Source organism: Candidatus Hakubella thermalkaliphila, from assembly GCF_013281975.1.
GTDB lineage: Bacteria > Actinomycetota > Humimicrobiia > Hakubellales > Hakubellaceae > Hakubella > Hakubella thermalkaliphila.
This window is the reverse complement of sequence record NZ_BLRZ01000066.1, coordinates 1-11014: the sequence shown is the minus strand read 5'-3', so window position 1 is coordinate 11014 and position 11014 is coordinate 1. Positions and strand designations below refer to the sequence as shown.

General features: G+C 52.9%; 12 protein-coding genes, 1 tRNA gene and 1 riboswitch. Of the genes, 7 read left to right on the top strand and 6 right to left on the bottom strand.

The window, feature by feature from the left end; translation table 11 throughout:
- Positions 1-110 precede the first annotated feature (110 nt).
- Positions 111-1406 carry a group II intron reverse transcriptase/maturase gene (gene ltrA, locus HW443_RS07120; RefSeq protein WP_176238018.1) on the bottom strand — a complete coding sequence of 432 codons (1296 nt, stop codon included), beginning with the start codon at positions 1404-1406 and terminating at the stop codon, positions 111-113.
- 91 nt (positions 1407-1497) lie between these two features.
- Between ltrA and HW443_RS07115 the strand changes: the two genes are divergently transcribed.
- The 7 genes from HW443_RS07115 to HW443_RS07085 all read left to right on the top strand — a co-directional run bounded on the left by HW443_RS07115 (position 1498) and on the right by HW443_RS07085 (position 7299).
- Positions 1498-1899, top strand: coding sequence for a hypothetical protein (locus HW443_RS07115; RefSeq protein WP_176231994.1), 402 nt, complete (start codon positions 1498-1500; stop codon positions 1897-1899).
- A gap of 332 nt (positions 1900-2231) precedes the next feature.
- Positions 2232-3170 (top strand): carbohydrate ABC transporter permease, encoded by a 939-nt coding sequence (locus HW443_RS07110; protein ID WP_176231437.1) that lies wholly within the window; start codon positions 2232-2234, stop codon positions 3168-3170.
- A gap of 20 nt (positions 3171-3190) precedes the next feature.
- On the top strand, positions 3191-4024 hold the full coding sequence (locus HW443_RS07105) for a carbohydrate ABC transporter permease (RefSeq protein ID WP_176231438.1): 834 nt from the start codon (positions 3191-3193) through the stop codon (positions 4022-4024).
- Positions 4025-4204: 180 nt separating this feature from the next.
- The gene (locus HW443_RS07100) at positions 4205-5323 is read left to right on the top strand and encodes a DUF4185 domain-containing protein (protein WP_176231439.1); all 1119 of its coding nucleotides are present in this window, start codon (positions 4205-4207) and stop codon (positions 5321-5323) included.
- A 266-nt stretch (positions 5324-5589) separates the two neighbouring features.
- Positions 5590-6663: a glycoside hydrolase family 172 protein gene (locus HW443_RS07095; RefSeq protein WP_176231440.1), complete on the top strand. Its 1074-nt coding sequence runs from the start codon at positions 5590-5592 to the stop codon at positions 6661-6663.
- Between the two features lie 209 nt (positions 6664-6872).
- Complete coding sequence (rsfS, locus tag HW443_RS07090; protein ID WP_246273266.1) at positions 6873-7220, top strand: ribosome silencing factor; 348 nt, start codon at positions 6873-6875, stop codon at positions 7218-7220.
- A 4-nt stretch (positions 7221-7224) separates the two neighbouring features.
- A tRNA-Ala gene (locus tag HW443_RS07085) sits at positions 7225-7299 on the top strand.
- A 54-nt stretch (positions 7300-7353) separates the two neighbouring features.
- Here HW443_RS07085 and HW443_RS07080 read toward each other — a convergent pair.
- The 5 genes from HW443_RS07080 to HW443_RS07060 all read right to left on the bottom strand — a co-directional run.
- Positions 7354-7587, bottom strand: a complete 234-nt coding sequence (locus HW443_RS07080; protein ID WP_176226276.1) for a DUF4926 domain-containing protein — start codon at positions 7585-7587, stop codon at positions 7354-7356.
- Positions 7588-7592: 5 nt separating this feature from the next.
- Positions 7593-7931: a DUF6883 domain-containing protein gene (locus tag HW443_RS07075; protein ID WP_176231441.1), complete on the bottom strand. Its 339-nt coding sequence runs from the start codon at positions 7929-7931 to the stop codon at positions 7593-7595.
- 133 nt (positions 7932-8064) lie between these two features.
- Positions 8065-8949: a DUF7001 family protein gene (locus HW443_RS07070; protein ID WP_176231442.1), complete on the bottom strand. Its 885-nt coding sequence runs from the start codon at positions 8947-8949 to the stop codon at positions 8065-8067.
- A 183-nt stretch (positions 8950-9132) separates the two neighbouring features.
- Positions 9133-9924, bottom strand: a complete 792-nt coding sequence (locus HW443_RS07065; RefSeq protein WP_176231443.1) for a sulfide-dependent adenosine diphosphate thiazole synthase — start codon at positions 9922-9924, stop codon at positions 9133-9135.
- Between the two features lie 76 nt (positions 9925-10000).
- Positions 10001-10152: riboswitch (TPP riboswitch) on the bottom strand.
- 385 nt (positions 10153-10537) lie between these two features.
- Positions 10538-11014, bottom strand: a 477-nt coding sequence (locus HW443_RS07060; protein WP_176238016.1) for a transposase, incomplete at its 5' end; no start/stop codon positions are given.

Below are 11014 nucleotides of genomic sequence, written 5' to 3'. Positions count from 1 at the left end.
GCAATTCCTGGAGTAGGACTTTCACCTACAAGCCATGAGTCCTCCACGGCGCACTCTCCTTCACACGGCTTCCAGACAGCCTTCTTTATCCGGCATTCGAGTGCTCTACGTTATGCTGAATGTGCTATAGTTCCCGTTAGTTCGTAAAGACCTATCTTTCTGAACCAATCTAGGGTATAGTGCTTCCCCCATCCTCTTCCTCCAGCCTTACGATTGCAGTACAGGACTAGGCGCCTTCTTACATACTGGTCAATCTGCCCGAACTGCTTGGATGAGTTTCCTATCCGGAAATACTGCCCCCATCCTCTAAGCACTGGATTAAGCTCTTTGATCACCTTGTCCACCTTCTTACTTAAATTGAATCGCTTGGTGGTAATCTCCCTGATTTGCTCCCTGATCCTCTTCAGCGCCTTCTGGCTAGGCCAGCGATAAACAAAGAAGAGCCTATGGTCTTTTCGGAACCGCACTTTCCTGAAGTGGAATCCGAGAAAGTCAAATCCTCCCTTACCATCCCACAGACTGATTATCTCGGTCTTTTCTGGATGTAAGGTGAGTCGCAGTCGCTTTAACACCAGCTCTATCCTTCTCTTTGCTTCTCTGGCCTCCTGGCTCTTCCGACACAGAACTACCATGTCATCGGCCCATCTATATAGAGCTCCAATGCTCTGGCACCTCTGGATCCAGATCCGATCCAGGTAATGAAGATAGATATTGCTGAGCAAGGGGGAAATGGGTGACCCTTGGGGGGTTCCTACCTCACTTGGCTCATAGTGACCTTCCTGCATCACTCCTGCCTTTAGCCACTTCCTTATCAGCTTGGTCACTCGACGGTCACTCACTCTACGGGAAATGAGGTTTAGGAGAATTTCATGATCCACGTTATCAAAGAAACTCTGAATGTCCACCTCTAGCACCCAATTGCTGCCCCTATTGATGTCCTGGCGTATCTTTTCGATCACTGTCTGTGCTTTCCTCTTGGGCCTATAGCCATAGGAGCATTGACAGAAATCAGCTTCGAATATAGCCTCCAGGAGGAGCTTGGTTGCCGTTTGAACTATCCGATCCTTGATAACAGGAACGCCCAATCTTCTCTGTCTACCATCGGGCTTGGGAATAAGGACCCCTTTTAGCGGTTGGGGCTGGTAGCTTCCCTGCTTTAACTCTCTTTGGAGATTCCGCAGGAGATTTTCCACTCCCGCTTCTTCAATCTCCTGAATCGTCTTGTGGTCTACTCCAGCCGCCCCCTTATTCCTCTTTACCATCTCCCAACCTGCCCTAAGAACATCCAGCCGATATATCCGGTCGTAGAGCGCATGAAACCTCCTGGTCTCACTCCTCTTGGCCGCCATATATAGTTTCCGTTGGAGTTGTCGTACTTTATCTGGGGGTTGTTGGTCTTGCGACATGCCCTCGCACTTACCTCCTAAGAAAACTTGGCTGAATTAGAGGCCCTTGGCTAGGTAGGGTTATGCTGTCCTCTACCATTATGGCTACCTTATGGCCTCCTCCGACTTCCTCTCAGCTTCCATCAACTTCGGCTTCACCTTATATGATGAAATTGTCCCTTTAAGGACTGCTGAGGAGGATCTCCCCAGTTCCTTAACCTACTGTCACCACATTCCGCTCCCCATACACCGGAGGGATTATCAGCAGTGCTGTCCCAGGTTCTTCCTGCTGTCTGTGGCCTTCGCCCAAAGCAACGGGGCTCGGCTCCCTCATACCCTTTCGGGGATAGTAACGTTACGATGCGGCAGGATTCCCTTTATGGTACGGACTGTGGATTTGCTCGCCTCCTTACAGAGTACTTTGTCATTCCGCTTCGACGCCCGGATCTCTCCTGACGCCGGGAATCAGCTACATGGCCTCCTGGTAGTTACCATGACGGGACTTGATACCTAACAATATCGCACCCGTAAGTAGGTTAAAGCTTGGCTGGGCACGCTCGCTCTCGCTACGGCCCTCCTGGTTGCTCGCCTCCCTATAGAAGGCTTTTACTTCCGGGCTTTCAGTCGCTGGGTCACCCCTATCGACTGCCGGGTATAACTACGTTGCCAAACTGGGAATTGCAACGGTGGGACTTGCACCCACAGGGTCAGAAGATAGCTTCGCTGCACGAGCTCCACCCCTTACTGACTACTGGCTACTGAATTCTGACTACTAACTGATAGCTGATAGCTGAACGCTTATGATTCACTTTTTGGTTCCGGCTTGTCTGGGTTAGGGAGTAGACGATGGCGATGCTTAAGCAAGCGGTCGAAGCTGACACCAGGGCTGCTACTCAGACCCATAAGAAGTTGAGCCGGGATCGACTTGAGGAGATCGTTGTTGGCTATTTGTTTCTTTTGCCTGATGTTTTGGGCTTGCTGGTGTTCGTTGTGGGGCCTATGCTCTTTGCTTTCTACGTCAGTCTAAACAAGTGGGACGGTTTTACCACCGCCGAATTCATAGGTGTTAAGAACTATGCGGTCCTCTTGCGCGATCAGCGCTTCGTCGACTCTCTGCTGCGTACGGTCAAATATACCTTGGGCTTTGTCCCTACGGCCTACGTGTTGAGCCTGACCCTGGCGTTACTTTTGAACAGGAAGGCGTGGGGCAGCACTTTCTTCCGGACCAGCTACTTTATGCCGGTAGCTATCTCGTTAGTCGTGGCTTCTATCGTTTGGCGCTTCATGTTTGCACCTTCCTACGGCTTCCTCAACTTTGTCCTCCAGACCTTTGGTCTCCCTAAATCACAATGGCTCGGTTCCGTGCAGACAGCCATGTTCTCGATCTTGATTGTTACCATCTGGAAGTCCGCGGGCTACTTCATGATCATCTTGCTGGCCGGGATTCAGGACATCCCGCGGGAGTACTTTGAGGCTGCTATCATCGATAGCGCGGGTCCCTGGGCTTTATTTAGATACATCATCATGCCGCTACTGAAACCCACCAGCTTCTTCGTCATCGCCATCTTAACTATCAACTCGTTGCAGGCCTTTGACCAAATCTACGTGCTCACCCGCGGCGGACCGGCTTATTCCACCTACACGTTGTTGATGTACATCTACGAACAAGCCTTCCGGTTCTGGAGGTTTGGTCATGCGGCGGCCATGTCCTTTGTTCTCTTCGGGATCATTCTGATCCTTACCCTGATCCAGCTTCACTACTTCCGCGCTGGCGAGGCTGATTAGGTCGGTTCTAAGGAGAGTTTATGCGCAACCGTGCACTTCACATAGCGGGCAACACGCTATATTACTTCGCGTTGATCGTGATTGCATTGATTTTCATCTTCCCCTTCGTCTGGATGGTGTCCAGCGCCTTCAAGCCGGTCGATGAGATTTTCCGGTACCCACCGGTACTGATCTCGCAGAATCCGAGTCTTGAGCACTTTATTGAGGTATTCCAGGTCGTTCCCTTCGCTCGTTATATGTGGAACTCTTTCTTCGTATCGACCACGGTCACACTGGTGGCTCTCCTCCTGCACGCCATGGCTGGCTATGCCCTGGCTCGGTTGAGATTTCCCGGACGCAAGGTTATCTTCATCGGCATCCTCAGCACGTTGATGATCCCCTTCTATACCATCATGATCCCGCTGGTGCTGCTGGTGAAGGCACTGGGCTGGATTGATACCTACTGGGCGCTCATCGTGCCGGCCATCCCCCATGCTTTCGGGATCTTCTGGTTGCGCCAGTTCTTCCTCGGTGTGCCGCGTGAATTAGAGGACGCTGCTCGCATTGATGGTGCTTCGCGGATCGGGGTTTTCTTCCACATCGCCCTGCCGCTGGCGCGCCCTATTTTGGCAGCCTTGGCTGTGTTCTTCTTTCTGGCTAACTGGGACGCTTTTCTCTGGCCCCTGATTGCTACCAGTAGTCAGAAGATGCGGGTCGTTCAGGTTGGTATCCAGTCCTTTGCCGGCGAGCAAGGGAGCGCCTGGAACCTGATCATGGCGGCTTCTACGGTGGCTATCTTACCCACGCTGATACTCTTTTTCAGCTTGCAGCGTTTCATCGTGCGCAGCGTGAAGATGTCGGGGTTGAAGGGATAACGTGTGTTGCGCCACCGCCTTTGACAAATTTGTAGCGAATGGAGGTGATGCTATGGATTCAACCTTCAACTCGATACTCAATCAACGTTTCACTTCTGGTCTCTCAAATCTCGTGTCCCCCTCGACTGTTGAAGAGCGAAATGCTTTTGGGTCAATTGTTGAAGAAAAGGAGGTCCTCTTGTGGGGTATTTGAAGAAAACCCTAGCTTTGCTGGGCGTCGCTGCAGCTCTGCTGATAGTCCTGACGCTCATTGCCCTGCTGGGGGAAAATTCCAATAGAGCTCCCCTGGATCGACCGCCTAGGGTCGGGTTAGCATCGGTGAGTAACGTGTATCGGGTTGCTCAGCTCACCGGCGATCCGTCCATCAATAACACCAATGCCACGGCCAGCATTTGGGGAACTGATCTGGGTAGCATGTTCGATCACAAGGGCATCGTCTTTCTGTCCTTTGGTGACACCTTTGCCGGCTATGGCATCGGTCGTGACCAGGGCAACGATTGGCGCAGCACCACCATGGCTTGGACTACCGACACAACGCCCGGCGACGGGCTCAGCTTTGGCGGCTGGATCACCGACAGCGCCAACCATGCCAAGGAGTTACTCCTCGACGATTCCGGCGTTATCACCACCATCGGCACCAACGGAGTCTCGGTCGGTGATCGCATGTATCTGCACTACATGTCCGTCAACTACTGGGGCGTGCCCGGCGAGTGGACCTTGGCTAACTCCGGCTGGGCGTACTCCGAGGACGGTGGTTGGAACTGGAACAAACCAGCAGGGTCGCAATGGCAGGGCAACAATGCCTTCGGTCAGGTGGCGCTGGTGAAGAATGGCGGCTACATATACGCCTTTGGTATCCCCGGCGGCCGCTTTGAGTGTGCCAAGTTGGGACGTGTGCTGGAGAACAAGATCCTCACCCTTTATGATTGGCAGTTCTGGAACAGCGGCTCTTGGGTAACCAACGACATGGGCGCGGCCACGTGCGTGGTGCCGGCCCCTGTGGGCGAGTTATCGGTCACCTGGAACGATTACGTGGGCGAGTGGCTCATGGTCTATCGCAACGAACATACGAACCGGATCGTCATGCGCACGGCGCTCAACCTCACGGGTCCGTGGAGCGACGAAATCTTCATTATCGGTGATACTGACTCGGACGACGACGACGTGTATGCTCTCTTCTTCCACCCATGGTACAGCAGCGGGCGAGACGTGTACTTTGTCTTATCATACTGGACGCCGTATAATGTGTGGCTGATGCATGTCACATTGAATGTGGCCAGCAGCAGCTACCGTCCCTAAACTGTGGCGGGTGGAAGTCGAGAACCATCGCGGTGGCGGCTCGGATACCTTTGCCACTGGGAAGCGGGCAACACTTTCACCTTGAACGCCAGCGAGCAAGGCTTCAACATCTACATACCGGCCGGTGACTGCGATCTGAACTGGTTTGACACCTACGCGGCTGACGGCGGGGTCAACAATATCAGTTTGGTAAGGAACTAACTCTTAAAGAGAAAGAGAGAGCTCGTTGCGAGCTCTCTCCATCGGATTAGTAGAAAGGACTATCTATGACTCCCAATTCCATTTCTTTCAACGGGGCAGGCGAAAGTCCCCTAGCCGGGCTGCCTCTTCTGCGTACCTACACTTCTAAACGTGTCTCGAGCTGGGATCGCACCGGCGGCAACGACGACCGGCTGCACATCCCGCCTAGCGACACCGCGGAACTGGCGGATATATCTGGGTGCGGCTGTATTAAGCACATCTGGGTGACGATTGCTTGCGAGGAGCCCAACTATCTGCGTAAGATCATCCTGCGCATGTGGTGGGACGGCGAGGAGCACGCCAGCGTAGAGGTGCCGCTAGGCGACTTCTTCGGTATTGGTCACGCCCAAACGCGCAACTTTGCATCGCTCCCGTTGCAGATGAGCCCGCAAGATGGCAAAGGTTTCAATTGCTTCTTCCCTATGCCGTTTGCGAGTGGGGCGAGGATGGTGGTAACCAGCGAGTGTTCCAGCGAAGAGGTCCTGTTTTATTATTACATCGACTATCACGCCTACAAGCAGCCGCTGGAAGGGATGGGGCGCTTCCACGCGCAGTGGCGTCGGCAGAACCCATGCGATGGCATCTCCGACGAGGGGATGACCAACGAGGAATTTGAGTTCGGTGGCGAGAACACCACTGGCGAAGGCAACTATGTGATTTTGGAGGCCGAGGGTCAGGGACACTACGTGGGATGCAACCTGAATATCCACAACTTGCGTCTCACCGACGCTTGGAACTGGTACGGCGAAGGCGACGACATGATCTTTATTGACGGCGAACCGTTCCCCCCGTCACTGCACGGGACCGGCACCGAGGATTACTTCAACACCTCGTGGTGTCCATGTGAAGTATACACGGCACCCTATCATGGTATCACCATGCCCGGGGGAGACAATTGGTCGGGCAAAATCTCGCTGTATCGTTTCCACATTGAAGACCCTATTGTCTTCCAGAAATCCATCCGCGTCACCATCGAGCACGGCCATGCTAACCGTCGCTCAGATGACTACTCCAGCACCGCCTACTGGTATCAGGCAGAGCCACACCTCAAATTTCCTCTTCTCCCGCGAGTAGAAGAAAGACTTCCCAGGCCGGACTGATCTTCAATGGGGTATCTTGAGTATGGGGAAAATAATGGTACAATAGGAAGAGGCCTGGAGGGAGAACAAGGTCTCATAAAGGTATCTCTTTGGCGGGCGGAAAGACTACCCCAATTATCTAGGATTTCGTGAAGGGTTACTGATCCACAGTAGTCTCAGGACCAAAAAGTTTGGACACATAAGAATATTCACCTATAAGGAGTAGGTGTTTGCTGGATTCTAAAGAGCTAGCCATACAGGTAGCTAGAGCGGCTCTGGAGAAAAAAGCCGAAAACATTCTCATTCTGGATGTTGAGAAAAGGCTGATCATCACCGATTACTTCATAATCTGTAGCGGTTTGAATGTAATTCAGGTTCAGAGCATCTCCGAGTTTATCCAGGAGAGTCTGGAAAAGGAGGGCTACCGGCCAGTTAGAGTGGAGGGTGATGGTCAGAGTGGATGGGTTCTTCTGGACTATCTGGATGTAGTGGTGCATGTATTTTCAGCCGAACAGCGGGACTACTATCAACTGGAAAGGCTGTGGAAGGACTCTTCCATCATAGAGTGGCAAAGATAGGTGTGGGGCTGTGGCGCAGGGGAAGCGCGCTTCGCTGGCAGCGAAGAGGTCGTGGGTTCAAATCCCACCAGCTCCACCAATTGGATGCCCTGGGTGAAGTTGGTAAATGGTTATCCTATCTCCTTATGTAAGTTCACACTGTCGCTTGTAGGGACCTCACAGAAACTATGTCCCTTGATTCTACAGGACGAAGATCTCTTTCATTCAGTTCAACCAGCGCTTGGGTGTGTCCGTCAGCAGTTACAAACTCAACCTCATAATTATGAGATCCGTAGATTTCAACAATCGCTCCTAAATCACCCCTTTTCAGACCATACTGCTTAAGATCTTTAGTTAACACGACTGTTTCGAGCAACTTGAACTTCATTTGTCTTAACCTCCTGGGACAATGGTTACCAATCTCGGCGTGTCTTCTCCGTTTAAGATAATCCATATTGAAGTTACAACGATAACAACTGAGTTTGGACCTTTTAATGGAGCCGTTATCTCATATTTCTGTCCAAAGGGAGAGGGCTCTCCTTTCCTGGCATCTTTTAAAAGATGTTGTTCTTTAACATCTTTCTCTAAAGTTTGCCAAGATCTTTGAACGTAACCAGCCTGTTGAAAGAATTTGGCTTTGAATCTTCCTACAGGGTGTGTTAGTGATAATATATAGTCCCTCAATTTCAAAGGATCAATTATTGCGCTTTCATGATTGGGCAACAAAGGCATTACATTGTCTCTTTTCTCATGCTGTCCATCAGCGCTATGGACGCACTTTTTGCTCGCCTAGCTCGAGATATTTTAACTACATGCGTAGTTTACCGCACCGTTCGGCCTATGTCAAGATATTCTTCACCCGCTGTCACCACCTTTCCCACTCGGGTGCCGTCGCCAGTCTCTCCAGCACTCTCTGGTGCCGCGGGCAGAGGGCAGGGGAGGGAGATAACTGGGCCCTGATCAGCTCCTCCTGCCAGTGGGCGTTGTACAGACAGCAGTTTAGTTCTGGACAGAAGGCTTCACCTGTCAGGACATAAAGGGCTGCCTGCAGAGCATAGCCTTTCAGGGCTTCGGTCAACCGAGGGTCGTCGTGCTCTAACCAGCGGGGTTCTTCTCCAGGGGTGGCGGTGGCCAGAGCCGCTTCTTCCGCTTCTGGAAAGCCCAGGGCCTGGTATTGTTGTCTGAGGAGGTAGTAGGAGCGAGGCCGGGCCGGGGCCTCCACCAGTCCCGGGATGGAGATCAGGGCCGGATGACCAAAGATCCCCACCCGGGCATGGTAGTGGCCATCAGTATCATCCCACGTTCCCAGTAGTTGGTTAGTGAAAGCCAGGTGAAGAGTGCGCAGCCCGGTTTCCTCTGCCGGGATGAGTTCGCGCATGATGCTTAGAAGCTCGTACCCATCATAAAGGATGCCGAAGGCCCGGTGGCTGGATTCTGTTAGTCGTCGGCGCTCATAGTCGATCTCCCCAGGCAGAGGATCAGGGTTGGGGATCTCTCTGGGGGAAGGCGGGGGAGAAAAGGGATCTCGCACCCGTGCCTCGGCCAGGGCCCGGGCCAGGCTATCCAGGCTCTGCTCTCGTGCTTCGGCAGAGAGCTGACGCAGGTGGAAGGCAAAAAAATCGTCCCTTAACTCTACTGGGAAGCTCGGGAGCCATCGTTGTAGGGCAGCAGCTATTTCCTCTACCCGGAAGACCTCCACCCGAGGTTCATCATAAAGGCATATCCTATCTTTCCTGTTATGGTTATTCATCTGGCTTACCAAAAGGAATCAATGCCTCTCCGCCAAGTCGTAATATTTTCACGATTCGCGGGTGCTGGCCACATAATGATAGTAGGTAGAAAATAGATTCCCTATTTTCATCATTCGAAGGTGCAGCCCTGAATGATAATCAGTGTAAGAAAAGAATCCAATAGGGATTCCACCCTGACCTGGCTAGGCGGCCAGCTCCTCAAGACCTTTTTCGGCTGCCTCTGCTGCCTTCTTCCCGGACAGCAGCATGGCTCCAAAGGTAGGGCCCATACGCGGCAGACCATAAGTAGCAGAAACGGCCATACCGGCCACCACCAGGCCTGGCAGCAGAACGCCAGTGTGCTCTACCACCAGATCTTCGGAACGGTTCACCCACATGGCTCCATAGCCTACCGTCTTGGCCAGGCCGCGTTCCTCCATTTTCTTGACCACGCAGGCATCGTGGCCGGTGCAGTCCAGGACCATCTTGGCCTCCAGGGCCACCGGGTCCACACAAGTGATCTCCCGCGGCAGGGCAGTAACGGGGGTCCAGTTAACCACCACTCCAGCCACACGCTTGTTGTCTCGTACTACCACATCGTCGAAGGTGGTCATGTTGGCAAACTTCACTCCGGCATCGCAAGCAGCAGCGATAAGCTTGGAACAGGCATGGGGACCGTCGGCTACATAGAGGCCCTTGATGTACTCCTCGTAAGGTACCCCCAATTCATCCAAGACCTGCTGGGCCGGTGCCCGGAGAGTGACCTTGTTCATGAGGTAGCCGCCGATCCAGAATCCACCGCCCAGGTAGTTGTTTCGCTCAACGATGAGAACCCTATTCCCCTTACGGGCCAGCTCACGGCCAGCCATCAGGCCACTGGGCCCACCTCCTACGATTATATAGTCGGAGTCGGCGTACTCCTCAAACTGCTTCAAGAATCCTCTCACGATGGCCCTGGTGATGTCCTTTTCACTGATTGGATAGAAGATTTCCACTTCTTGTTCCTCCTTTGAAATATTTGAGATATTTGGGCCGCAAAAACTAAAAACCGCTTTCGCTATAGAGAAAGCGGTTTTTTTCTTACCGCTTCCCTACGCTGGCATTACCCAGTTCAGGTTCCGAGGGTCAGCCCCTCGCCTGTGTCTCCAATAGCTCTCCCAGCCGAGCTGATAGAGCCCGAGGTTTGAGGCTTTCTCAGCGCCCATGCTCCCCTAGCGGTGCTACGGGTGAACGACCGTTCTGTATTTTGAAAAGATTATACCATACCCTAGGGCCTGGTTGCTGCCTTCGCCTTGGTCCCCTCTAGGGCTAGCAGCCCCAGGCTTACCCTCCCCAAGCTGGGGTCAAGCTGCACCACTTGCTTGAACAACTTCTTCAGCCCTTGGAGGTTATTCTTGCCAAAGTTACTCATGGGGCGAAAGTCGGGCTTCTTGCGTGCCCAAAAGCCCCCTAAAGACTACATCCTCAAACCCACCTTGTGGCCATGACCCGGCTAGAAGGCATCTTCTGGCTCTAAGCATAAAGCAGGATCTTGAGCATCATTCGGGGATGATAGGCTTGGGCGACCCTCGGGTTTTCTCCCTTGAAAATAACCCCCCGTAGTGGTCATTATGCTACCAGCGGGAGTCCTTGAATATCGACTTTGAGTCCCAGGCTTTCGAGCCGACGGACATGGTGGCGGATGATATGCTTTTTGTTGATTTCGTTAAGGTAGTTGACGCCCAACTCGCGGTGAGGCACTTTGTCTCGGATGATGAAATAGGCACCTTCCAGAATGCTGTGGCCCACCGCGACTGCTGCTCGCTTCTTCCCTTTGCGGCTGGCAAGACGAGCATATTGTGATCCCAGATAGGTGTTCTTAGTCCGTCCGGCAGCATGCCCACATTCCACCAAGATCGCTTTCAGCCATTTGTTGCCTTTGGTGGTTCGCCCACTGCGGCGCTTGCCCCCACTTTCGTTGTTCCCAGGACTAATACCCCCCCAGGAACAGAGATGTTTATGCGACGGAAACTGACCCATCTCTACCCCGATTTCGGCGACCATATCCTGTGCCGAGCGCTTATCTACCCCCGGTTCCGTGTCCAG